This window comes from Exiguobacterium sp. s152 (assembly GCF_018618335.1).
Lineage (GTDB): Bacteria > Bacillota > Bacilli > Exiguobacteriales > Exiguobacteriaceae > Exiguobacterium > Exiguobacterium chiriqhucha.
In genome coordinates this window covers 159,866-184,441 of record NZ_JACSLX010000002.1, presented here as the reverse complement: position 1 = coordinate 184,441, position 24,576 = coordinate 159,866, and the positions used below count along the sequence as shown (strand labels likewise).

Genomic DNA, 24,576 nt, shown 5'->3' with positions numbered 1-24,576 from the left:
TTTTGCCCGGGCCTTGTGTTATGGACGTCGGTTCGAGAGGACCCGGCGGCGCAAGTTGATTCCAAAAAATGTGGCGATACCGCTCAAGGCGAGACTGCCGATGATGATGGCGGCACTTCCTTCAGCGACACCGATGCCGATACCGACGAAGCCGGCGACGACCGCGGTCGCGATTAAAACGAACATGAGTTGCATGGAGATTCCCCCTTCTTTCGCTGGTCTTCTTCATTGTAGTCAAAAATGATGCGTTTGAAAACGTTAACAGTTGATAACACTCGACAAAGGTGGTGGGACGTGTGCTATACTCTTAAAGTTGAATAAAAGATGAAACTTTTTTAAATAAGAGAGGACTAACTACATGAATGTAAGAACTAACCTTCGGAACGTAGCCATCATCGCCCACGTTGACCACGGTAAAACAACGCTCGTCGATGAATTATTGAAACAGTCTGGTACATTCCGGACAAACGAAATGGTCGCAGAACGCGCCATGGACTCGAACGACATCGAACGTGAACGCGGAATCACGATTCTCGCGAAAAACACGGCAATCGATTATAAAGATACACGCATCAACATCGTTGATACACCAGGTCACGCCGATTTCGGTGGTGAAGTAGAGCGGATCATGCGCATGGTTGACGGCGTTATCCTCGTTGTCGATGCACGTGAAGGCTGCATGCCGCAAACGCGTTTCGTATTGAAGAAAGCACTCGACCAAGGTCTCCGTCCAATCGTTGTCGTTAACAAAATTGACAAGCCGATGGTACGCCCACTCGACGTCGTCGACGAAGTTGTCGACTTGTTGATCGACCTTGGAGCAGATGAAGATCAACTTGAATTCCCTGTCGTCTATACGTCTGCCGTCAGCGGTTCAAGTTCGTTCGATCCTGATCCAGAGAAGCAAGAAGATACAATCACGTACGTGCTCGACACGATTCTTGAGAACACACCGGCACCAATCGATAACTCGGATGAGCCGCTTCAGTTCCAAGTCACGATGCTCGACTATGACAACTACCTTGGCCGGATCGGTGTCGGTCGCGTCTTCCGTGGGAAAATCAAAGTTGGCGAGTCAGTCTCACTTTGCAAAACAGACGGATCAATCAAACAATTGCGCGTCACTAAATTGTTCGGTTACTTCGGCCTCAAGCGTGTTGAAATCGAAGAAGCCAAAGCTGGTGACTTGATTGCCATCGCCGGGATGGAAGACATCAACGTTGGTGAGACGGTCACGCCAGTCGGTAAAGAAGAGCCACTTCCGCTCCTCCGTATCGATGAGCCGACGCTTCAAATGCGTTTCATGACGAACAACTCTCCATTTGCAGGACGCGAAGGCGATTTCGTGACGGCACGTAAAATCGAAGAGCGTTTGATGAAACAACTTGAGACGGACGTTTCACTCCGTGTCGAGAACACAGATTCACCTGACCAATGGGTCGTTTCAGGACGCGGTGAGCTTCACCTCGGGATCTTGATCGAGAACATGCGTCGTGAAGGCTACGAGCTTCAAGTTTCGAAACCACAAGTAATCATTCGTGAAGACGAAGATGGATCGAAAATCGAGCCGTTCGAACGCGTCATCATCGACGTGCCAGAAGAGTACACAGGTTCAGTCATGGAGTCAATCGGTCTCCGTAAAGGTGAACTTGCCAACATGAACACGAACGACAACGGTCAAACACGTATGGAATTCATCGTTCCTTCACGTGGTCTCATCGGATATCGTAACGAGTTCTTGTCAGCGACACGCGGATACGGAATCTTGAACCACACGTTCGAAGAGTACCGTCCGTTCATCGCTGCTGACATCGGCGGACGCCGCAGTGGTGTCATGGTTTGTATCGAACCTGGTAAGTCTACGGCTTACTCGATCGGTGCACTTGAAGACCGTGGAACGATCTTCATCGAGCCAGGTACAGATGTATACGAGGGCATGATCATCGGTGAATGTAACCGTGACGTCGACCTCGCCATCAACGCCGTCAAAGGGAAACAGTTGACGAACATGCGTGCTTCATCAAAAGACTCGACACAAGTCTTGAAACGTCCACGCGTCTTCTCACTCGAAGAGTCCCTCACGTTCTTGAACGATGACGAGTACTGTGAAATCACGCCGGAGTCGATCCGTCTCCGTAAAAAAGTCTTGAACAAGAACGAGCGCGAGAAAGCTGACAAGCGTCGTAAACTTGGTAAAGAATAAGTCGGAAAAAAGGGAGCGCCTAGGCGTTCCCTTTTGTTTTGGATAGTGTAGAATGGTTGTGTAGGAAATAAAGGGGGATTATCAGCTTGAAAGCTTCTCAAACGATGGACATCACACAAATCGATGTGCCGTGGATTGCCTCGCTACTTGGCGTCGGCAGTGACGCGAACGACTTCTCGGTCGGGTTCAACGCGTTAATCATCACGGTCATCTTATTGACAATCCTTGTGTTTAAATTAGGTTTTGCGAAACAATTGACGTGGTGGAAGTCACTCGTCGTCTATATGTTGCTCGCACTCGGTGCAGGCACGATGGCGCTCGTCTTCTTCACATGGCCGATTCCAGAAGTTCTCCTTGTCATGGCTGTCGTCTTGGCAATCTACCGGGGTCGCCTCTGGTGGAACCGTCGACAAGGCATCGAATCACATTAAAAAATGGACGTAACGCCCTCGGGCGATACGTCCATTTTTGATTACCATCTCCGTTTTTGCCGGAACGATGGATATAGGTGGAATTGGCCGGTCGCGACACGTTCCGCGGTTCGCGCGGTGATGCGTTCTTGACACGTCTGGCACATATACGTTTTAGCAGGTTTATTACGAAGTCGTTTCGCTTCGAACGACCACGAATCAATCGTATCGATTTTGTCACAAAGAGAGCACTTTACGCGCATGGTCTCACCTTCCTCTTCGTTGATTATAGCATGATTTCAGGAGGGAAAAGCAGGGAAAGAGGATTGTAAGGGCGAATCCATTTCGTATACCCGTTCGGGAGGAGGGGAGTCTATGGCGAGTAAAGCTGCGTTCGAACTTTCGAGGGCGCAACAAGACGTATTGAACGAGATGCCGTTGACGTTTTTAGTCACGTTTGATGAGCCGAAACGGTGGCCGATCACCCATGCGATCAGCTGGGTGCAAGCGCCGAACGAGAGGACGATTCGCTTGGCGTTGACGAAGAATTCGCATGTGATCACGTTGCTCTCGCAGGAAAAGACAGCGAGTCTCATCTTTCTTGAAGGAGGACTTGCCTACAGCATCGCCCTGTCACACGTACACGAGTTCGAGCCGAGCGTGAAGCCGGCGTTACACCTTCGCTTTTTTGAAGGGAAAGTCGAGGAGGTCCGTAATATATCCTTTTATGGGGCGACATATGGACAACCGGACATCGTCAAGACGTACGATGTCGAAGCAGCAGAAAAGTTGGACCGTGAAGTCAAGGAGAGTTTGAATTCTTGATCACCAACAATTTTCGAGGGGCGGCAAAGTCTATGAAAAAAACGTATGTGCTCGATACGAACGTACTCTTACACGACCCACTATCCTTGTTCCAATTCGATGAGCACGATGTCGTCATTCCCGCCATCGTTTTAGAAGAGCTTGACGGTAAAAAACGTAATATGGATGAAGTCGGCCGCAACGCCCGAGAAACGGCCCGCGTGCTCGATCAATTGCGGACGACCGGTAAACTGCACGACGGGGTCCCGCTCGAGAACGGCGGACGATTGTTCGTCGAGATCGGTCACGAGCATACCGTCGATTTTCCGTTCGACGTCATGACGAACGACAATCGTATCCTGACCGTGGCACTTGGACTGATGAAACAATACGAGCACGACCGGACCCGTAAAGTCGTGGTCGTCTCGAAAGATATACTCGTCCGTGTCAAAGCGGACGCCATCGGCATTGAAGCCGAGGATTACTTGACCGACCATATCGTCGATACGACGAATTTATACGCCGGCTATCGTGAAATCGAAGTCGATCAAGCCATCATCGATGAATTTTATAAAGTCCGACAGCTTCCGCTAGAAGCCGTTTCAAAAAATCAGCTATATCCGAACTCATTCGTCGTCTTAAAGAGTAACGTCTCGAAAGCGAGCGCACTCGCGGTCGTCGATGGGTTGCAACCGATCCTCCGTCCGCTCTCGCTAGACGTCGAACACGTGTGGGGCATCCATCCCCGTAACGTCCAGCAACGGATGGCGCTCGACTTGTTGTTGCGGGACGATATTCCGTTCGTGACACTGCTCGGGAAGGCCGGTACCGGGAAGACGTTGCTCGCGCTCGCGGCAGGCCTGTCGCTCGTCGAAGACGAACGTCGCTTCAACAAGCTCGTCGTGGCCCGGCCGGTCGTCCCGATGGGGAACGACATCGGTTATTTGCCCGGTGAGATGGAAGAGAAGCTCCGGCCATGGATGCAGCCGATTTATGATAACTTGGAGTTCTTGTTCAACGCCAACTCGAAAGACGAACTCGGGAACATCTTGGCCGGCATCAAATCTATTCAGCTCGAGGCGCTCACGTATATCCGTGGTCGCAGCATGCCGGATCAGTTCATTATCATCGACGAGGCCCAAAACTTGACGAAACATGAGATTAAGACGATTCTGACCCGGGTCGGCGAGAACTCGAAAATCGTCCTCGTCGGGGACCCGTATCAAATCGACCATCCGTATTTGGACGAGTATTCGAACGGTCTCACGTACGCCGTCGAACGCTTCAAAGGTCAAAACGTATTCGGACACGTCCAACTCATCAAAGGGGAGCGCTCGTCGCTCGCCCGGTTGGCTGCCGATTTACTATAACGAAAAACGCCGAGCGGCCGCTCGGCGTTTATTTCGTATTCGGATGGAGTGCCACTTGCACGTTCGATTTTTCCAGGAAGGCGTTCATCAGCATAATCAGACCGGTCACGATAAACAGTGCCGAGAATCCGAAGTGGGCGACGACTTGCGAACCGAACAACGGTCCGAGCAAGTTGCCCATGAACTGGGCCGATTGGTTATAAGAGAAGATGCGGCCGGTCGCCTGGCTCGGCGTATGTTGGCGGAGTAACGACTGTACCGACGGCATGAGCGCCGCTGTGGCGAAGCCGAGACCGAATCGCATGATGACGAGTTGTGTCGTCGACGTCACGAACGCCTGTGGAATCAAGAAGGCGCTATAGACGATGAGCGCCCAGAACAGGATGCGTTCGGCCCCGTAGCGGTCGGAGAGCCGACCGAGACGTTGTGCGGAAATGAGGGCGGCCACACCAGGAGCTGACGCGACGATCCCTGCGATAAAGGCGAGCGACGTCGTATACGGGTTCAATTCCCGGACATACAGCGTCAACAGCGGGCCAATCGATTGGGCCGAGAACGTGATTAAGAACGTCGTCAGAAACAGACTAAATATGAGTTGCGGGTTACGGAGCGAGGCGATCATCGATCGCGTCGAATCAAGCCGCTCGCGCGCCACCGGCACAAAGTCCTCTTTGACGAACACGAGTGTGATGAGGAACGTGATGAATAAGGCACTGCCGGTCAAGAGAAAAACGGGTCGAAGCCCAATCAAGTCTGCAAGGAGTCCTCCAATCAAGGGACCGAGGAGTCCGCCGGTGATGCCACCGGTCGACAGTGTGCCGAGCGCCCAGCCACTTTTCTCTTTAGGCGTTTGTGAAGCGACGAGGGTGATCCCCGCCGAGATAAATCCGGATACGGCACCCATTAAGAGCCGTAAACCGACGAGCTGATACACGTCTTGGACGAAACTGATGAGCGTCATGACGACGGCCATACCGAGACTAGCGCGGATGAGCATCAATTTGCGGCCTTTTTGGTCGGCGAGCCGTCCCCACAGCGGGGAGACGATGGCAGCCACGAGGAAAGTGGCGCCGAATGCGACCGCGGACCACGTAACGACTTGGTCGGGATCGGTGACCCCGAGTTCTTCGATGAACAAGGGGAGGAACGGTAGGACTAGACTCATCGAGGCCGCCGTCAAAAAGCTACCGATCCAGACGATGATTAAGTTTTTCTTCCATAAAGGGTACGTAAGCGTCACGACCTTTCGAGATTGAAGTTTTTCGATACCCTATATGTTACACTTTATGAAGTAAAAAGTCTAAAAAAAGAGAAGGCGCTGTGCCTTCTCTATCATGCCTCTGTTCGCACGGCGATGTGATGGACACCGCGCCATACTTGTTGATTGTGCAAGACGTACACCGGACCGTCCGCGAGTACTTTTCCGTCTCGAGAGAACTGTAAGTAAACGCTTCTGGCCTCGTCGATTGGCAACGTGAGCACCGTCTCCCCATAAAAACTGACGTGCGTCGCCGTGGCGATCGGTTCGGCATTTTGAAGGAATGGCGCGAACGGCATCGCGAACGAGTCGCGCAGCGCCGCATCCTTATCAGCCCGAGACATCGGTTTGTTATGGTCGACGCGTGACCCTTGCGTCAAGCCGTCATCCCATGCCTTCCCCATCTTGGCATAGTATGCGTCGTTGTCACTTTCTACCGCGCGGTCGAGATCCTCGACGTTTCGCTTGCGGTCATCAAAAATCCATACGGTCGGGTCGATCGTCAGCGCGTGACGAACCGCTCCGTCTAGTGGAAAAATCATGGATACGCCCCCTTTATTCACAATACACTGTACATTATACAGCTCTTTCTCAGAAAAAGGGAAACTGCGAGAAACTCGCCGCGAATCCAGACTGTTCATTGAATTATGATGAAATATAATGTACAGTTGAGTTATGACAAACAGTCTGTCATTGTACGGAGGAGGGGTCGTAGTGGCGACAAATTTGGCTGCAGTCCAACGGGAGCAAGCGCTTCAACTATTAGAGGCAGACGCAGAAAAAATCCGTTGTTTGATTGAAGTGCAGTTAGAAAACCTAAAAATGCCGAAGTGCCCGCTTTATGAAGAGGTGCTTGATACACATATGTTCGGTCTATCACGCCAAATTGATTTTGCGGTCCGTCTTGGACTCATTTCAGACATTGAAGGTAAAGGACTGCTCGATTCATTGGAACAAAAGCTGTCCGCCCTCGCGGAAGCTTCAGATTTATGAACCTTATACTCAAACTGTGCAAGCGGCGCTGTTTGAGTATTTTTTTATAATGGGTCAGTGATTGTTGTACATAAGGAAGTGAAAACATGAAAACTCGGTTTCGGTATTTTGATTTCTCGTTGTTCATTGCAGTGCTCATGCTTGTCGGAATCAGCTCGATCATGATTTACAGTGCGAGCGTATGGAATCGCGGGGATTACGCGAACAGCGGTTTGTTCTATCGGCAACTCTTCTACGCCGGACTCGGGATTGTCGTCTATTTGATTGCGACGATGTTCCGCTATGAGAACTTTAGAAAACCTAATATTTTGTACGGCCTCTATTTCGTATCGGTCGTGCTCTTGTTCATCACGTGGGCGATGATACCGCTCAACGGGGCGCGGGCGTGGCTCATCATTGGCGGATTCACGATGCAACCGGTCGAGATCGCCAAGTTCGTGTTGATTTTATTGCTCGCGAACTATTATCACCAGCTGTGGAACAATGAACTGAAAGGGTTGCCGGGACGACTCGGCCGAGCCGCGATCACGAAAAAAGGATTACGGGCCCAAGCCGGTGCCTTCTTCGTGATTCCGGTCATCTACTTCTTTCTCCCGTATGCGATTGCCATCAACGGCCAACCGGATATGGGGGGGTTGTTCGTTCTCGGCGCCATCATGTTCCTCATGTGGCTCGCTGTCGGGGCGCCGCTCCGAATCATCATCCCGTCGGTGCTCGCTGGGATCGGGGCCGTCTATTTGATGTTCACGACCATCTTCTCGGAAAACCAGCGCAGTCGAATCGAAGTCGTCTTCAATCCGTTCATGGACCCTGAAGGCTATGGTCACCAATTGCTCATGTCGATCATCTCGATCGTGCACGGAGGAGTGACCGGTGTCGGTCTCGGGAACAGTTATCAGAAATATGGGTATCTGCCCGAACCGGAGACGGATTACATCATGTCCATCATCGCGGAAGAGCTCGGCTTTGTCGGTGTCGTCGTCGTCCTCTTCCTGCTCTTTTTCATCGCGTTCCGCGCCGTCAATATCGCCAATCATAGCGATAATCACTTCGCGATGTTCGTCTCATTTGGCATCGCTGCCCAAATCATGGTCCAAACCGGGATCAATATCGGGGCGATGTCGGGCTGGTTCCCGGGGACGGGGGTCACGCTCCCGCTCGTCAGTTACGGCGGGACGTCACTCATCATGACGATGGGCATTCTCGGAGTGCTCAGTAGCATCTCGATGCGAAACCGGCACCGGGAAGCAACAAGACGGGCTGAGATTCGTGAGAAATCAGCCGAAAACGTGCAAGGTTCATCGTTACATGTTGTCAGGTAAGAAGGTTCGAACTACTTAAATGGGGGGATTTATGTTGAAACCAATTAGCAAATTACTTGTAGCCAACCGTGGAGAGATCGCCATTCGTGTATTTAGGGCAGCCACTGAACTAGGAATGCGCACAGTCGCCGTCTATTCACAAGAAGACAGCGGCTCGTTACACCGCTTTAAAGCGGACGAGGCATATTTGATCGGTCTCGATAAAAAGCCGATTGACGCCTATCTCGATATCGAGGACGTGATTCGAATCGCGAAACAGTCGGGGGCTGACGCGATTCACCCAGGATACGGTTTCTTATCTGAGAACATCGAGCTCGCACGTCGTTGCCGTGAAGAAGGTATCATCTTCGTCGGTCCGAATGAATCGCATCTTCATGCGTTCGGGGATAAAGTTCGGGCCCGTCAAAGCGCAATCGCGGCCGGTCTCCCGGTCATTCCAGGTTCGAACGGACCGCTCACATCATACGAAGACGCGCTCGAGTTTGCGAACGAGCATGGGTTCCCACTCATGGTCAAAGCGGCGATGGGCGGCGGCGGCCGCGGGATGCGTGTCATCCGCACGGAAGCTGAGATGAAAGATTTGATTGAACGTGCCAAGTCAGAGGCGAAGCAAGCGTTCGGTTCAGACGAAGTGTACATAGAAAAATTAGTGGAGCGTCCGAAACACATCGAGGTCCAAATCCTCGGGGACGACCACGGCAACATCATCCACTTGTTCGAACGTGACTGTTCGGTCCAACGCCGACACCAAAAAGTCGTCGAGGTCGCACCGTGTGTGACGTTGTCTGAGGAATCGCGCCAAGCGATTTGTGACGCGGCGGTTAAGCTCATGCGCCACGTCGGCTACATCAACGCCGGGACGGTCGAGTTCCTCGTCACGGAAGACGAGTCGTTCTACTTCATCGAGGTCAACCCGCGTATCCAAGTCGAGCACACGATCACAGAGATGGTGACCGGCTTCGATATCGTGCAGACCCAGCTCATGATCGCGCAAGGCGAGTCGCTCCACGGCGACGTCATCCATATGCCGAAACAAGAAGACATCAAATTGCTCGGTTACGCGATCCAGTCACGTGTCACGTCAGAAGACCCGGGCAACAACTTTATGCCGGACACAGGCAAAATTATGGCGTACCGCTCTCCGGGCGGCTTCGGGGTCCGACTCGACGGCGGGAACGCTTACGTCGGGGCCGAGATTTCACCGTATTATGACTCGCTTCTCGTGAAGCTGTCGACACACGGCATGACGTTCGAACAAGCGGCTTCGAAAATGGTCCGTAACTTGAACGAGTTCCGGATTCGCGGCATCAAGACGAACATTCCGTTCTTGATTAACGTGATGAAGCACCAGAACTTCATCAGCGGTGACTACAACACGTCGTTCATCGACGAGACGCCAGAACTGTTCGTCTTCCCGAAACGGAAAGACCGTGGAACGAAGTTGCTCAACTATATCGGCGACGTCACCGTGAATGGATTCCCGGGTGTCGGATTGAAAGATAAGCCGATTAGCCGCTCGGTCCGGATTCCGCAAGACCTTCCGGCTGAAGCCAAACCAGGTACGAAACAGATTTTGACGGAGCTCGGTCCGGACGGCCTTGCCGATTGGATCAAACGTCAACCTGAACTGTTGTTGACGGATACGACGATGCGAGACGCGCACCAGTCGCTTCTTGCGACGCGGATGCGGACACAAGACATCGTCAATATCGCCGAACCGACGAGTAAACTCATGCCAGAGCTATTCTCGGTCGAGGCATGGGGCGGGGCCACGTTCGACGTCGCCTATCGTTTCCTCTCGGAAGACCCATGGGTTCGCCTCATGCGGCTCCGCGAGAAGATGCCGAACGTCTTGATTCAAATGTTGCTTCGCGGCGCGAATGCGGTCGGGTATAAAAACTATGCCGACAACGTCATCGAACAGTTCGTCCATGAGGCGGCCTATGCGGGTGTCGACGTGTTCCGGATCTTCGACAGCTTGAACAACCTCGAGTCGATTCAACTTGCGATCGACGCGACGTTACCGACTGGAAAAGTCGCGGAAGCGGCCGTTTGTTATACGGGCGACCTGTACGATGGCAACCGTCCGAAGTACCACTTGCCGTACTACGTCGATTTGGCGAAGAAACTCGAAGCGAGCGGGGCTCATATTCTTGCGATTAAAGACATGGCCGGCCTGCTCAAGCCAGAGTCGGCATACGCGCTCGTCTCAGCCTTGAAAGATGCCGTCGACTTGCCGATCCACTTGCACACGCATGACGCTTCCGGCAACGGAATCTTCACGTATGCCCGGGCGACGGATGCGGGCGTCGACATCGTCGACGTGGCTGCGAGCTCGATGTCAGGCATGACGTCACAACCTTCAGGCGGCAGCTTGATTTATGCGCTCGACCATCACGAGCGTCAACCGAAAATCGATGTGAAGCATTACGAGGTCATCAGCGACTACTGGCAAGACGTGCGTCATAACTATGAGCCGTTCGAAAGCGATATGCGTGCTTCGAACCCATCGGTTTATGAGCATGAGATGCCGGGCGGACAGTACTCGAACTTGCAACAACAAGCGAAAGCGGTCGGATTGGGTGACCGTTGGAGCGAAGTGAAGTCGATGTATGCCCGTGTCAACATGTTGTTCGGGGATATCGTCAAAGTGACACCGTCGTCGAAAGTCGTCGGCGACATGGCGCTATTCATGGTCCAGCATAACTTGAGCGAACAAGATGTGATTGACCGCGGTCACCAACTCGACTTCCCGGATTCGGTCGTCGAGATGATGCGCGGCGAACTCGGGACGCCTCCAGGAGGGTTCCCGACCGATGTCCAGCAAGCAATTCTTAAAGGTGAGAAGCCGCTTGACGTACGTCCAGGTAAGTTGATTGAGCCGTATGATTTTGAAGCGGCCCAGTTGAAACTGTTCGAGAAACTTGATCGTCCGGTGACGGACTTCGAATTGCTCTCGAACGCATTGTATCCGAAAGTGTTTGAAGACTATGTCACGCATTCGACGACGTATGGCGATGTATCGGTTCTTGACACGTTGACGTTCTTCTACGGATTGAACGTCGGGGAGACGATTCAAGTTGAAATCGAGACCGGGAAGACACTCATCATCAAACTCGTTCAAATCAGTGCGGCGAACGAGGACGGCATCCGTCTCGTCTCGTACGAGATGAACGGCGTCCCTCGTGAAATCGAGATTAAAGACGTGAACGTGAAGTCGGCGACGACGAGCCGTCCGAAAGTAGACCGGGCGAACCCGAAACAAGTCGGCGCTTCGATGCCAGGTTCAGTGTTGAAAGTGCTCGTCGAACCGGGTAGCCGTGTCCACCGCGGGGAACAGCTCCTCGTCACGGAAGCGATGAAGATGGAGACGACGGTCCAAGCCGCGCAAGACGGAGAAGTCAAAGCGGTCCATATTAAAGAAGGCGACACAATCCAAAGTGACGACTTATTGATTGAGTTTGTATAATGAAAAGAAGCATAGCCGCGCTATGCTTCTTTTTTAGATAGGAGTGGGAGAGATGAGACGAGTATGCTGGTTTCGATCGGATTTTCGATTGACAGATAATCATATGTTACACCGGGCCTTGAAAGACGCTGATTCCGACGATGAGATGGAGTTCGTTTTTTGGCTCAACCCTAACTATTGCGAGCCGTTCGAGACGCGCCACGATTACTTTTTCGCGACGATGCGTCAATTCATGGACGAGTTGGAAGAACGCGGGCTCGGACTTCGGGTCATCGTGGCCGATACGGCAGAACAGTTCGTCGAAGTGCTCGGTGAGCTCGATGTGCTCTACTTCAACGCCGAGTATGTCGAACCGTTCAAACAGCGGGACGACGCCGTCATCCAGGCGCTCGGGGAAGCGGTCAAAGTCATCCGCCTGCTCGACCGCCATTTGTTCGCCCCGAATGCGTTCACGAAAAAAGACGGCGATCCGTATAAGGTATACACGCCATTTAAAAAAGCAGCCTATGCCGAGGCGCCGCCCGCGCCGTATGAGGTCGACGTGAATGCGTTGAAGCGTCACGTGACGACAGGGCATGAAGTCCCGGTCGAATTGAAGCGTCAGTTCGATCGCTGTGAGCGTTCGTGGAAAGCGCTTGGCGAAGCAGCAGCCAAACGTCGTTTGAGCGACTTCGTCGCGAATCGGATCGATGCGTACGATGAAGACCGCGACATCCCGGCCATCGCCGGCACGAGCCGTCTGTCTCCGTATCTCCGGACCGGGGTGCTCTCCATCCGGACCGTGACGGAAGCGGTGTTGAAGGCGCCGAAATCGAGCGGACGCGACACATATTACGATGAGTTGTTATGGCGCGAATTTTACTATATGATCATGGTCCAATTCCCGGGACTGAAAGACCGTCCGTTCAACGACAAGTATAAGCATCTCGATTGGGAGAACGATGACGAGAACTTCCAGGCGTGGTGTGACGGAAAGACGGGCTACCCGATCGTCGACGCGGCGATGCGGCAATTGAATGAGACGGGCTGGATGCATAACCGGCTTCGCATGATTGTCGCCTCGTTCTTGTCGAAGCATCTGATGATAGACTGGCGGAAAGGGGAACGCTATTTCGAACAGAAGCTGATCGACTATGAAGCAGCCTCGAATATCGGGGGTTGGCAATGGGCGGCTTCGGTCGGGACGGATGCAGTGCCGTACTTCCGTATCTTCAATCCGACGACGCAATCCGAGAAGTTCGATGGGGACGGGACGTTCATCCGGAAGTACGTGCCCGAACTCGCGAATCTCGACAAAAAAGCGATTCATTTCCCTGACTTGACCGAGCGGGATGGATACGTCGACCCAATCGTCGACCATAAGGAAGCGCGTGCCCGGGCACTCGAGCGGTTCAAGGACGCGCAGTAAATAGGCATCAAAAAAAGGAGCGATGCCGTCGCTCCTTTTTTTGTACGTGATTAAATGGATTGTTGTCGTGCGGCCTCGGTCGTCTGTTTCTGACTCCGATACGCATGATATGCCAAGTACGAGATAATCCCGAAATAGCAGGTAATCAAGAAGGCGTGGAGAAGCGGGACGTACGTGGCGTGTCCCCCAAGGACGATCCACGCACCCGTGCCGACTTGAAGCAGGATGAAGAACAGCGAGGCCCACATGCCGGTCTCGACGAGGCGGTTCGTCTCCCGACGTGCCAAGTAGAGGACGTATAATGTATAGAAGACGAGCAATCCGGCCATGATGCGGTGCCCCATTTGGACGTACGACTCGAACGTCCACACGTTCTGGTCACAAATCGGCCAGCCGACACAGGCGTATGTCGCGCCGAGGTGACGGACGTAAGCGCCCGTATAGACGACGACCATCGTATAAATCGTCAAGCCGTAAAGATGAACCTTCAACCGTTCGGAGACGGCCCGATGCACGCGTTCCCCTTCGAATAAGAGAATCGTCAAGATGAGCAGCGATGCGAACGAGACGAGCGAGATGCCGAAGTGGAGCGCGAGAATCGCGTCCGATTGTTGCCAAATGACGGCCCCGGCACCGATAATCGATTGGATGAGCATGAAAATGAACGCGAGGAACGCGAACACTTTGACATCATACCGGTTCTTGACGACCGCAAACGTCCAAATCGTCAAGGCGATGATGAGCAGTCCCTCGATGCCAGAGACGACACGATGACTGTACTCGATCATCGTTTCGACGCTCGGATTGGTCGGGATCAGTTTCCCGTGGCAGAGCGGCCAATCCGTTCCGCACCCGTCGCCGGAGTCCGTCTTTGTCACGGTTCCACCCATGATCAGGACGAGCATCATCCCGAGCGTGACGAGCGCTGAAAATAGTGCGAGTTTTTTATGCATTCGTTTCCACCTGCTTTTGAGAAAAATCACTAGAATTGTGCCTTGTAAGTTTATATTTTTTTCGCCATACTTATTATACGGCTTTACGTCGTAAAAACGAAACGGAAAAGCTTGCAATCGCTATCAAAATCGTTATTCTAGTATTAACATGGCGTTTTTACTGTGACAATTATCACACGTTTGTCACAAAAAACTAGCTATTTTACAAGCATAAACGACGTATTCTTTTTGAAAATATGGTATCTTTGTTATGAGTTAGGTGAACTTTGTTCATATTGTGTTTTTTCTGTGAAAAGAATACGTGGATTTCGTGATTAGTAGGGGGGTCAGTATGACAAAAGTCAACCCAGGAACAATGGCAGAAGTAGAATATACAGAATCCGCCTCGTTCCGCGACTATGTTGCTCTGGCAAAAATGGGAATCGTTCGCGCCAACTTGTTGTTGGTATTCGCCGGTTTCTTTGTAGCAGCAACATATCAGAGTGATACGCCAGTCTTTTATTTATTTGAGGTTTGGCCGCAGCTCTTATTAACGATGTTAGGAAGCGCACTCGTCATCTCCGGGAGTTGTTACCTAAACAACTTCGTGGACCGTGATATCGATTACTTGATGGGACGTACAGACAATCGGCCGAGTGTCACCGGTAAAATTTCAGGAGAACGGATTTTGCTCCTTGGATTAACGCAGCTTGCGATCGGGACATTGCTCTTATTGATCGTCTCGTATGTGGCAGCAGTCTTCGGTTTAATCGGGGCATTTTTTTATGTCGTCATTTATACGATGTGGCTTAAACGGACGCACACGTTGAACACGGTCGTCGGCAGCATCTCCGGAGCGGTACCGCCGCTCATCGGTTGGGCAGCCATCGATCCCTCGCTTCATATCGACGCGTGGCTCATGTTCCTCGTCATGTTCTTGTGGCAACCGCCACACTTCCTCGCGCTCGCCATGCGGCGTGTCGAGGAGTATCGAGCGGCCGGCATTCCGATGCTACCGGTCGTCAACGGCTTTGCGATTACAAAGCGTCAAATCATCTGGTGGATTGCGACGCTGATTCCAGCATCGCTCTTGTTCATGCATTACGGGTTAGTCTACGTAATCATTGCAGCCGGTCTTGGGGGCTACTGGTTATATCTCGGGTTGAAAGGTTTTAAAGCCGAGGATGAAATCAAGTGGGCAAACAAAATGTTCTTTTATTCATTAATTTATTTAGTCGTGTGGATTGTCGCGCTGATTTTGACGGCAGCACTAGCGTAATCACACTCACTATATAGAAACCATTACACATCATTTTGGGAGAAAGTGGGGATTGTTGTGAAATCATTTAAAAAGCTTCTGTTTGGCATCGTCCCGATGATGATGTTCGCACTGCTATTATCAGGGTGCGGCGTTGAGGGATTGTCTGCATTGAAGCCGATGGGAGAAGGCGCTGAAATTCAGCTCCGGATCATTATCATCAGTTTGGTAATTATGCTCTTCGTACTCGTCATCGTATCGATCATTTACGTTTACGTGCTCATGAAGTTCCGTCGTAAAGACGATTCGATTCCGAAGCAAGTCGAAGGAAGCAGCACGCTCGAGATGATTTGGACAGTCGTGCCAATCATCTTGCTCATCATTCTCGCTGTACCGACAATCACGACGACTGTCGAACTCGCGAAAGCGAAAGAAGCGAAAAAAGAAGAAGAAATCAATGTTACGGCTAACTTGTACTGGTGGGAGTTTGAATATCCGAACGCAGGCGTCGTCACGGGACAAGAACTTGTCATCCCGGTCGGCAAACGTGTCGGCATCAACTTGACATCGAAAGACGTCATCCACTCGTTCTGGGTACCGGCTTTATCTGGTAAAACGGACACGAACCCAGGCCTTGATAACGAAATGTGGTTGCATGCAAATGAACCAGGTACGTTCTTCGGGAAATGTGCCGAGCTTTGCGGACCGTCACACGCGCTCATGGACTTCAAAGTCATCGCACTCGAACAAGAAGATTACGACAAATGGCTCGAAGACATGAAAGCACAGCAAGACGCGAACACAGAAAAACTTGTTGCCGATAACCAAAACTTGACGACAGGTGAGGCCGTTTACGTCCAGAGCTGCTTGAGCTGTCACGGCGGCGGGAAAGTCGCGCCTAGTCTGACAAACTTCGGCGATCGCGAAAAGTTAGCTGGTTATCTTGAAAACAACGAAGAGAAATTGAAAGAATGGATTCGTGATCCTCAAGAATTGAAACAAGGCGCGCTAATGCCTGGCTTCGGTGAAGGCCAAATCAGTGATGAAGAGTTAGATGCACTCGTTGACTTCTTGTACGATCAGAAGATTGACTAACGGGAAAAGGGGGATTTCACGTGGCACAGACCACTGCATTGCAGCAACCGCGTAAATACAATGGCATCATGGATTGGGTTACGACGGTTGACCACAAAAAAATCGGTATTTTGTATTTGTTCTCAGGAATCTTCTTCCTCCTTCTCGGTGGAATTGAAGCATTACTTATTCGGTGGCAACTCGTTCGTCCGATGAACGACTTCGTCAGCGGCGAAACGTTTAACCAATTGATTACGATGCACGGGACGACGATGATCTTCCTAGCGGCCATGCCGATGTTATTCGGATTCATGAACGCCGTCGTACCACTTCAAATCGGGGCACGCGATGTTGCGTTCCCGTTCATTAACTCACTCGGATTCTGGTTGTTCTTCTTCGGTGGTGTCATGTTGAACCTTAGCTGGTTCTTCGGCGCAGCTCCGAACGCAGGCTGGACGGCGTACGCGCCGCTCTCGACACAACCGGAAGCATCAGGGGTCGACTTCTACGCCCTTGGTCTTCAAATTTCAGGTTTCGGTTCACTCATGGCCGGGATTAACTTCCTCGTCACGATTTTGAACATGCGTGCTCCAGGTATGAAACTCATGCGGATGCCGCTCTTCACGTGGACGACGTTCGTCGCTTCGGCGTTGATCGTCTTCGCGTTCCCACCGCTCACAGTCGGATTGTTCATGTTGATGTTCGAACGCTTGTTCGGAGCCGTTTACTTCGACCCGGCAGCCGGCGGTAACGTAGTCATCTGGGAACACCTCTTCTGGATCTTCGGACACCCGGAAGTATACATCTTGATTTTACCGGCGTTCGGTATTTTCTCGGAAATTATTCCGACATTCGCTCGTAAACGCCTATTCGGTTATACAACGATGGTCTTCGCAACGATGCTCATCGGTTTCCTCGGATTCATGGTTTGGGTCCACCACATGTTCACGGTCGGTCTTGGACCGGTCGCCAACTCGATTTTCGCTGTCGCAACAATGGCCATCGCCGTTCCGACAGGGGTCAAAATCTTCAACTGGTTGTTCACACTATGGGGCGGACAAATCAAGTTCAACGTCGCGATGCTCTACTCGGTCGCATTCATTCCATCATTCCTCGTCGGGGGAATGACAGGGGTCATGCTTTCGGTCGCACCGGCCGACTATCAGTACCACGATAGTTACTTCGTTGTCGCTCACTTCCACTACGTAATCGTAGGTGGGGTCGTTTACGGTCTATTTGCAGGACTTTACTACTGGTTCCCGCTCATGTTCGGCAAAGCGCTCTCTGAGAAGCTTGGCTACTGGCAGTTCTGGTTGTTCTTCATCGGGTTCCACTTGACGTTCTTCCCGCAACATTTCCTCGGATTGTTCGGGATGCCACGCCGCGTCTTCACATACCTTCCGAACCAAGGGTTTGAGACGATGAACTTGCTGTCGACAATCGGAGCCTTCTTCATGGGTGTGTCGACGATCGTCTTGCTCGTCGCTGTTGTGAAAGCATTCTTGTCGAAACAACGCGTCAAGCCGGACCATTGGGAAGATGGACGTACATTGGAGTGGACGCTTCCTGTACCGACTCCAGAGTACAACTTTGCACAAACACCGCTTGTCAAAGGTCTCGATACGTTCTGGCTCGAGAAGATGGCGGGCAACAAACGGGTATCTGTCGCTGAACCAGTAGCAGACATCCACATGCCGAACAACTCGATTATCCCGTTCTTCATGTCACTCGGCTTGTTCATCGCCGGACTCGGAGCGATTTTCCAAATGGATAACGCAGTTGTCGGTTGGTCACTCATCGTGATCGGATTGCTCATCACATTCGTGTCGATGTTCCTCCGTTCATGGATTGACGACCATGGCTTCTACATTCCAAAATCGAAGATCGAAGCGGATTTGAAAGCGATTCGTGAGAAAGGAGACCAATAAATGGCACATGCAGTCGAAAAACACCCGGTGACCGGAATTCCGGCCAATCCAGAGAAAGCCACGCTGGAAGGGAAAAATAAATATGTAGCCTTCTGGTTCTTCCTCGGTGGAGAGACCGTTCTCTTCGCCTCGCTCTTCGGAACGTATGTCGGTCTACTCAACTCTGGTGCGCCAGAGGAACTTCGTTCTTACAATATCTTTGAGATGGGGCTCGTCTTCTTAATGACGATGCTCCTCCTCACAAGTTCGCTCACAAGTGTTCTCGCCATGATGAACATGAAAGCGAACAATCCAGGCCGCATGAAGTTTTGGTTGGTGATTACGCTTCTCCTCGGGGCAGGTTTCCTTGGAGCTGAGATTTACGAGTTCATCCACTACTACCATATCGGTCACACGTTCACGTCGAGCGCGTTCGGATCTGCGTTCTACACGCTCGTCGGTTTCCACGGCGCGCACGTCACGTTCGGTCTACTTTGGATCACGACGCTGTTGATTCGCAACTGGAACCGTCCAATCGATGTGTACAACGCACCGAAGTTTTACGTGTCGAGCCTGTACTGGCACTTTATCGACGTCGTCTGGGTTTTCATCTTCTCAATCGTCTACCTCTTAGGGATGGTGAGCTAACATGGAAAAACAACCAATCAACGAATCACACAAACAGTTAGAGCTTGAAGTAAAAGCCGAGTCACGCCGCGAGTATCAACTCCAGTTGATCAGCTTCGCGATGATGATTTTGCTCACATTCGTCGCGTTCGGCGCCGTATACGCTGAACTCATGCCGGTGTGGGCGGCAGGTGGTTTCTTAATCATCCTCGCCATCATCCAAGTGTTCTTGCAGCTGTATATCTTCATGCATATGAACAACCGTGGCAACACGTGGATCGTCGGAATGATGTGGCTTGGCATCTTTGTCGCCATCATTACAGTCGCTGCACTTCGCTTGCTCATTTGGTAAATGTGACAAAGGATTGAACATCTGTGGAAACATAGATGATTCAGTCCTTTTTGCTTTACTTCAAAAATAAAGGAATAGTAATCTTGAAGTGAACGGTTTCATTGGTTTGGGAGAGAAAGAAAAGGGGTGAAGGGATGCTCTGGAATACATCAGAGCTACTCAAACAGTTCGATTGGATGACACTTTGGAGTCCATGGTTCGGATTGTTGATGGTAGGGTTGTACGTCCTCTATGCGGTCGTCACAGAGAAAATGGCGAAGCGAGGGTACGAGTCGACCACGTTACTACAAAAGTTCAGTATGTTATCCGCCATTTTATTGTATTACATCGGTTTCGGAAGTCCGGTCGATGTTCTCGCACACATCATCTTCTCGGTACACATGTTGCAGATGGTGCTCGTCTATGTTCTCGCACCGGCGCTCGTCGTGTACGGGATGCCGTATTGGGTGTTCGAGAAATTATTTAGCTATAAGGTGATTGGGCCGACGCTTAAGTTTATGACAAAACCTTTGATCGCACTCGTTTTGTTCAATGCATTATTCACGTTTTACCACATGCCATTCATCTTTGACTACGTCTTGACAAACTATGGTGTGCACCGTATCTTCCACGGCGCCCTCGTCGTCTTCAGTTTGACGATGTGGTATCCGGTCATCGCACCGTTCCTCTCAGAAGAAGAGGAAGGGATGTCAGATTTGAAGCGGATGGTATACATCATCGCGAACGGTGTGCTCTTGACACCGGCCTGTGCGTTCATCATCTTCAGCCAAGGTATCTTGTATGACGCCTATACGGACGCGGAGACGTTCGCAACGGTGCTCGGCTACTGTATGCCGAACGGCGATGTGTCGGGTCTCGATTTGAATGCGCTCATGGGAGCGACGAACAGCGCTCTCGAAGACCAACGTTTCGGCGGGGTATTGATGAAGCTCGGTCAAGAAGTCGTCTACGGTTTCTTCTTCGGCTGGACGTTCTTCGGTTGGGTGCGCCGGACGAAATCGCTTGCGATTGACGAAGGCATGTCGTTCACACCGCAAGAACCAAAAGAGAAAAAATGAACTAAGTCAAAGGGGAAACTACGATGAACTATCTTGCCTTGATCAGTGTGACATTCATTGTCATCAGTGCTATTTTAGTAGCGATTGGATGGACGATCATTGCGCGCGATCGCCGCAACGTCGACAAGCATAAGAAAGTCATGACGGCCGCCGCAATCGCCGCGACGACATTCTTCATTCTTTACGTCTCACGGACGATTTTTGTCGGCAATACCGCTTTCGGAGGACCGGATTCTGTGAAGCCTTACTATTTGGCGTTCATGATTTTCCATATCCTGCTCGCGACGACGGGTGGGGTCCTCGGATTGATCACGCTTTACCTCGGCTATAAAAATAAAGTCGAGAAACACCGTAAAATCGGACCGAAAGCCTCGGTCGTCTGGTTTTTCACAGCGATTACAGGCGTGACGGTATACGTCCTCCTTTATGTCGCCTATGACCCGGGTGAGACGACGAACGTCTTCCGTGCCATTATCGGCGGGTGAATCGAGAGAGGGGGATGAGGATGAAACGGAACAGCTATATGACGGTCGGCTTGACGGTCGCCATTCTGGTGGCAATCGGTGTGGCCTCGTACTTCTTTTTCTTTAAAGAAGAGGACCTGCCCGTCATCCAAGAGCCGACCCCGTTCACGTTGACGAACGCGCTCGACGGTCAGTCGTACAATTCGGATAATGGCAAAGTCAAAATCGTCACGTTCTTCTATACGAACTGTCCGGACATCTGCCCGCTCACGTTGCGTGACTTCATGAAGCTAGAGCAAGAGTTGAAAGCGAACGACCTGTACGGGACGGACGTCGAGCTCGTCGCCATCACTGTCGACCCTGAAGTCGATACGGTGCCGGTCCTCGAGAATTATGGGGAGGCGTTCCAAGCCGAACCGACGGGCTGGAAGATGTTGACCGGGGACCAGGCCGATATCGACCGCATCACGCGTCAGCTTCAATTCTATTATTCGAAAGCGAACAGCGGACTCGTCACGCATGCGACGACGATGTATATCATCGACCGTCAGCACGACGTCCGTGCGGTCGCCCAAATGGCCACGGCAGGAGAAAAACCCGTCGATATCGAAACCATTATGGAGGACGTGTTAGTACTCGCGGCAGAAAAGGAGTGAAGAAGATGAATGATACGATGGCTGTCATCGGAAATGATTATTCCTATGGAGATGTGACGATCGCCGAGCGGGCGATTGAGGATTTGATTGCTTGCAGTGCAATCGAATTCGGATTGCGCGAAGTGAAGGTCGTGTCCGTCTCGAAAGAGCGATACGATTATCAAATCGTTGCACCCGTCTCACTCGTTGAGGCTGAACGCTTATATCGGTACGTGCGCGACCAGTTCGACTTGTTGCTCGGACAAGTCGATGTGACGCTCAACGTCATCGCGACATGACAAAAGGGAGACCCTCGGCGGGTCCTCCCTTTTTTGTATGCTGATGATTTATTTTGTCTATATTTTCCAAGATTCAACTCTGGTAAGATGAAAAGAGTAGTTACGGTACACGACTCATCGAGGGGGAAATCAGATGCAACAGCAAGCGTTGGTCGTCATCGACATTCAGAATGACATCACGAAAAATTACAAAGCGATCATCGACAACATCAACACATCAATCGATTGGGCGGTCGCCAAGGGACTTCATGTCGTCTATATTCGGCATGAGAACTTATCTGCGGGGACGAGAACGTTCAAAACCGGGACGCGCGGGGCGGAATTAGTCCCAGATTTGAAGATTGTGTCTGATCACGTGTTCACCAAATACAAGGGCAACGCCTTGACGAGCGAGGCGTTCGCGACGTTCATTGAACAGCACGGCATCGACACGTTCTATATCACCGGGGGCGATGCGACCGCCTGTGTGAAGTCGACGTGTTACAATCTGCGGAAATCCGACTATACGGTTAGCGTCCTGTCGGATTGCATCACGAGCTATGACTTGAAGAAAATCGACGACATGATTGCGTATTACGAGGGTAAGGGCTGCACCATCATCCAATCAGAGGACTTGTCGGCGTAACTTGCTCTGCCGATGCTTACCTCGGTTCGTTATATGTGTCCATAAGAAAAACCCCTTCGCTTATGCAAGGGGTTTTACTTCGAGTGTCTCAGCGAGTGCGGCTAGACGACGCTCGCAATCACGGACGATTTCTTCTGGGAACTCTTCGTCGTACTCGACGCCGTGCGGGTAGTAATGTTTTCCGAGAATTGGTGTCAACATTTTGACGACCGCATGACGGTCCTCGATTTGGCCTTCGATTGCATATACCGGTAAGCGAAGGTAGAACGTCTCGCCTGTCGATTGTTTCTCGTACTTCATGTCATACGTTGCACGCTCATAGTCCCAAGCGCCTTCACGGATGAAATGATGATGATCCATGATCGTCTCGAGCAAACCGAAGCGGATCTCTTTTCCCTCGATGTGGAACTGCTCAAATTTCATCATAATCCCCCTTTTCCCTAATAAACCTCATATGTCATCATATCATATTCGAAAACGTTCTTGGAATAACGTGTGTTCAAATTGTGAAAAAAAGATGAACGCCTCAAGCGCGGGTGTCGAGGTAATGGTTGATTTTGTCTGTAAGCCTCACACCGAGCGGCATGAGTCCCTCTGAGCCGAAGAAGACGTTGAACTCTAAAATGTAAAATTCACCGTCGGCGACGATGACGTCGAAGGCCGCGTGATTGATGTGGAGCGTCTTGGCGATGTCGAGCACTTCCGCGACGACGTCTTCCGGGATATCATCATATGAGAACTGGGCGCCTTGGGCGACGTTGTTCAAGAACGCCTCGCTGACACGCCAATACGAACCGACGACTTCTTCACCGATGACGATGATTCGCAGGTCACGGTCGTTCGGGATGTATTGCTGGACGTAAAACGTCTCGTGCTTGTCGACGTACTTGAGCCAATCCTGTTCATGCTTGATGAGCCAGACGCCTTGTCCCATCGACGACTTGGCCGTCTTGGCGACGAACGGATACTCGAACTCTTCCAAAACACGCTCAATCGTATAAGGGTTTTTCCCGTAGATGAGCGTCTTCGGGATTCGGTGCGGGAACGTCGCCTTGAAGGCGCGCGTCATCTCAATCTTATCGTGCCCGAGGTGATACGTGGCTGGAGACGGGAAAATCGGTTTATTGAGTCCGTAGATGATCGAGTTAACCATCCAATATTCAGGGAACAAGACGAGGTCGGCTGCTCTTACTTTATCGAGCTGGTCGTAATAATATTCAGGTTTCGCATAGTCGGTCTTAATGCCGGCCGAGCGAATCATATTGAATGAGACTTTTTTCATAGCGAGGTGCAGGTGCGCACCTGTTCACTTCCTTTCTGGTTGGACGCTTGACAGTCACATTCAATTATAAAGCCGATTGCTTACAGAGGGAATCAAATGTGTTAAAATCATGGCAGAAAGGGTGAAAGCCATGATTATTACTGAACAGACGATCGCCCTGCTCGATCAAACGGAATCGTTAGCCGATTTGATTGAAGCGAGCGAGTCGTTCCAAACATATATTGCCACGAAACAAGCGCGAGCCCAATCAGAGGAAGCGCGTCTCGTGGAACGTGAGTTCTTGCGGATGAAAGAAGATTACGAGTACGTACAGCGGTTCGGGAAACATCACCCGGACCACGATCGCATTAAAAAAGAGATGCATCTCGTCAAACGGCGTCTCGATGTCCAGCCAGAAGTGGCCGCATTTAAAAAAGCGGAACGCAGTTTAGATAAGCTGCTCGGGGAAGTGAGTGAGCTGTTGGCCTTCTCGGTTTCTCCAAAAATCAAAGTCCCGACCGGAAACCCGTTCTTCGACGAAGGCGGATGTTCAGGCGGAGGAAGTTGTGGAGGCGGAAGCTGTGGATGTACCATCTAAGACGTTTGAGTTGAATGGTCGAATCGGGTTCGTCGTTTACGTCCAATCGTTGAAACAAGTGAAGGCGTTGCGTCGCTATGCGAACCTGTATTACGTGTCAAAGCGGGAGAAGTACGCCTTCTTGTATACCGACCTTGATGGACATGAGGCGATTCTCGAACAAGTGAGCGCGTTGCCGTTCGTCGAAGCGGTCGTCCGCAGTGAGCGGCCGTTCGTCGCGGAAACGTACGAATCGAAGCAGAAATAACA

The 24,576-nt window shown here is 51.4% G+C and carries 27 protein-coding genes; 20 read left to right on the top strand and 7 right to left on the bottom strand.

Annotated elements, in window-relative coordinates:
- Positions 1-18 precede the first annotated feature (18 nt).
- Positions 19-195 carry a hypothetical protein gene (locus KNP72_RS04960; protein WP_021067003.1) on the bottom strand — a complete coding sequence of 59 codons (177 nt, stop codon included), beginning with the start codon at positions 193-195 and terminating at the stop codon, positions 19-21.
- A 163-nt stretch (positions 196-358) separates the two neighbouring features.
- Here KNP72_RS04960 and typA point away from each other — a divergent pair, with 163 nt between their 5' ends.
- Together typA and KNP72_RS04950 are read left to right on the top strand one after the other, a co-directional pair.
- On the top strand, positions 359-2,203 hold the full coding sequence (gene typA, locus KNP72_RS04955; protein ID WP_214752305.1) for a translational GTPase TypA: 1,845 nt from the start codon (positions 359-361) through the stop codon (positions 2,201-2,203).
- A gap of 104 nt (positions 2,204-2,307) precedes the next feature.
- Complete coding sequence (locus KNP72_RS04950) at positions 2,308-2,634, top strand: YlaH-like family protein (RefSeq protein WP_021067005.1); 327 nt, start codon at positions 2,308-2,310, stop codon at positions 2,632-2,634.
- 41 nt (positions 2,635-2,675) lie between these two features.
- On the opposite strand, the gene KNP72_RS04945 is transcribed toward KNP72_RS04950, so the two are convergent.
- Positions 2,676-2,876 (bottom strand): YlaI family protein, encoded by a 201-nt coding sequence (locus KNP72_RS04945; RefSeq protein ID WP_128122984.1) that lies wholly within the window; start codon positions 2,874-2,876, stop codon positions 2,676-2,678.
- Positions 2,877-2,988: 112 nt separating this feature from the next.
- Between KNP72_RS04945 and KNP72_RS04940 the strand changes: the two genes are divergently transcribed.
- Both KNP72_RS04940 and KNP72_RS04935 read left to right on the top strand, forming a co-directional pair.
- Positions 2,989-3,438 (top strand): PNPOx family protein, encoded by a 450-nt coding sequence (locus KNP72_RS04940; protein ID WP_214719499.1) that lies wholly within the window; start codon positions 2,989-2,991, stop codon positions 3,436-3,438.
- A 32-nt stretch (positions 3,439-3,470) separates the two neighbouring features.
- On the top strand, positions 3,471-4,787 hold the full coding sequence (locus KNP72_RS04935; protein ID WP_021067008.1) for a PhoH family protein: 1,317 nt from the start codon (positions 3,471-3,473) through the stop codon (positions 4,785-4,787).
- A gap of 28 nt (positions 4,788-4,815) precedes the next feature.
- Here the strand turns inward: KNP72_RS04935 and KNP72_RS04930 are convergent, their stop codons facing one another.
- The gene (locus KNP72_RS04930) at positions 4,816-6,027 is read right to left on the bottom strand and encodes a multidrug efflux MFS transporter (RefSeq protein WP_353048443.1); all 1,212 of its coding nucleotides are present in this window, start codon (positions 6,025-6,027) and stop codon (positions 4,816-4,818) included.
- Positions 6,028-6,119: 92 nt separating this feature from the next.
- Positions 6,120-6,587: a hypothetical protein gene (locus KNP72_RS04925; RefSeq protein WP_021067010.1), complete on the bottom strand. Its 468-nt coding sequence runs from the start codon at positions 6,585-6,587 to the stop codon at positions 6,120-6,122.
- A 172-nt stretch (positions 6,588-6,759) separates the two neighbouring features.
- On the opposite strand from KNP72_RS04925, the gene KNP72_RS04920 reads away from it, so the two are divergent.
- The 4 genes from KNP72_RS04920 to KNP72_RS04905 all read left to right on the top strand — a co-directional run bounded on the left by KNP72_RS04920 (position 6,760) and on the right by KNP72_RS04905 (position 13,237).
- Complete coding sequence (locus tag KNP72_RS04920; RefSeq protein ID WP_021067011.1) at positions 6,760-7,038, top strand: Fpa/YlaN family protein; 279 nt, start codon at positions 6,760-6,762, stop codon at positions 7,036-7,038.
- An 86-nt stretch (positions 7,039-7,124) separates the two neighbouring features.
- A complete protein-coding gene (locus KNP72_RS04915) occupies positions 7,125-8,360 on the top strand; it encodes an FtsW/RodA/SpoVE family cell cycle protein (protein ID WP_214832368.1) in 1,236 nt (411 codons plus the stop codon).
- 31 nt (positions 8,361-8,391) lie between these two features.
- Positions 8,392-11,829: a pyruvate carboxylase gene (locus KNP72_RS04910; protein WP_214832366.1), complete on the top strand. Its 3,438-nt coding sequence runs from the start codon at positions 8,392-8,394 to the stop codon at positions 11,827-11,829.
- Between the two features lie 52 nt (positions 11,830-11,881).
- Positions 11,882-13,237 (top strand): cryptochrome/photolyase family protein, encoded by a 1,356-nt coding sequence (locus tag KNP72_RS04905; protein WP_214832364.1) that lies wholly within the window; start codon positions 11,882-11,884, stop codon positions 13,235-13,237.
- A 50-nt stretch (positions 13,238-13,287) separates the two neighbouring features.
- Here KNP72_RS04905 and KNP72_RS04900 read toward each other — a convergent pair whose 3' ends face one another.
- A complete protein-coding gene (locus KNP72_RS04900; RefSeq protein WP_058763310.1) occupies positions 13,288-14,190 on the bottom strand; it encodes a COX15/CtaA family protein in 903 nt (300 codons plus the stop codon).
- Between the two features lie 331 nt (positions 14,191-14,521).
- On the opposite strand from KNP72_RS04900, the gene cyoE reads away from it, so the two are divergent.
- From cyoE to KNP72_RS04850, 10 genes are all read left to right on the top strand, one after another.
- Positions 14,522-15,448, top strand: coding sequence for a heme o synthase (cyoE, locus tag KNP72_RS04895; RefSeq protein ID WP_214832362.1), 927 nt, complete (start codon positions 14,522-14,524; stop codon positions 15,446-15,448).
- A 96-nt stretch (positions 15,449-15,544) separates the two neighbouring features.
- Entirely contained in the window at positions 15,545-16,522 is a 978-nt protein-coding gene (gene coxB, locus KNP72_RS04890; RefSeq protein WP_214832600.1) for a cytochrome c oxidase subunit II, read from the top strand.
- A gap of 68 nt (positions 16,523-16,590) precedes the next feature.
- Positions 16,591-18,429 (top strand): cytochrome c oxidase subunit I, encoded by a 1,839-nt coding sequence (gene ctaD / locus KNP72_RS04885; protein ID WP_051627797.1) that lies wholly within the window; start codon positions 16,591-16,593, stop codon positions 18,427-18,429.
- Positions 18,430-19,056: a cytochrome (ubi)quinol oxidase subunit III gene (locus KNP72_RS04880; protein WP_021067019.1), complete on the top strand. Its 627-nt coding sequence runs from the start codon at positions 18,430-18,432 to the stop codon at positions 19,054-19,056.
- Position 19,057: 1 nt separating this feature from the next.
- Entirely contained in the window at positions 19,058-19,387 is a 330-nt protein-coding gene (locus KNP72_RS04875) for a cytochrome C oxidase subunit IV family protein (protein WP_021067020.1), read from the top strand.
- A 134-nt stretch (positions 19,388-19,521) separates the two neighbouring features.
- Positions 19,522-20,445 (top strand): cytochrome c oxidase assembly protein, encoded by a 924-nt coding sequence (locus KNP72_RS04870; RefSeq protein ID WP_214719494.1) that lies wholly within the window; start codon positions 19,522-19,524, stop codon positions 20,443-20,445.
- A 23-nt stretch (positions 20,446-20,468) separates the two neighbouring features.
- A complete protein-coding gene (locus tag KNP72_RS04865; RefSeq protein WP_034777049.1) occupies positions 20,469-20,930 on the top strand; it encodes a DUF420 domain-containing protein in 462 nt (153 codons plus the stop codon).
- 20 nt (positions 20,931-20,950) lie between these two features.
- Positions 20,951-21,565, top strand: coding sequence for an SCO family protein (locus tag KNP72_RS04860; protein WP_214719493.1), 615 nt, complete (start codon positions 20,951-20,953; stop codon positions 21,563-21,565).
- Between the two features lie 5 nt (positions 21,566-21,570).
- A complete protein-coding gene (locus KNP72_RS04855; RefSeq protein WP_021067024.1) occupies positions 21,571-21,843 on the top strand; it encodes a hypothetical protein in 273 nt (90 codons plus the stop codon).
- Between the two features lie 133 nt (positions 21,844-21,976).
- Positions 21,977-22,468 carry a cysteine hydrolase family protein gene (locus KNP72_RS04850; protein WP_214719492.1) on the top strand — a complete coding sequence of 164 codons (492 nt, stop codon included), beginning with the start codon at positions 21,977-21,979 and terminating at the stop codon, positions 22,466-22,468.
- A 60-nt stretch (positions 22,469-22,528) separates the two neighbouring features.
- Here the strand turns inward: KNP72_RS04850 and KNP72_RS04845 are convergent, their stop codons facing one another.
- A complete protein-coding gene (locus KNP72_RS04845) occupies positions 22,529-22,891 on the bottom strand; it encodes a YugN family protein (protein WP_021067026.1) in 363 nt (120 codons plus the stop codon).
- Between the two features lie 103 nt (positions 22,892-22,994).
- The gene (locus KNP72_RS04840) at positions 22,995-23,750 is read right to left on the bottom strand and encodes an ATP-grasp domain-containing protein (protein ID WP_214719491.1); all 756 of its coding nucleotides are present in this window, start codon (positions 23,748-23,750) and stop codon (positions 22,995-22,997) included.
- Between the two features lie 130 nt (positions 23,751-23,880).
- On the opposite strand from KNP72_RS04840, the gene KNP72_RS04835 reads away from it, so the two are divergent.
- Complete coding sequence (locus tag KNP72_RS04835) at positions 23,881-24,327, top strand: YlbF/YmcA family competence regulator (RefSeq protein WP_214832360.1); 447 nt, start codon at positions 23,881-23,883, stop codon at positions 24,325-24,327.
- On the top strand, positions 24,311-24,574 hold the full coding sequence (locus KNP72_RS04830; protein ID WP_286038161.1) for a DUF2129 domain-containing protein: 264 nt from the start codon (positions 24,311-24,313) through the stop codon (positions 24,572-24,574). The genes KNP72_RS04835 and KNP72_RS04830 overlap by 17 nt, the downstream gene beginning before the upstream one ends.
- The last annotated feature ends 2 nt before the right edge of the window (positions 24,575-24,576 follow it).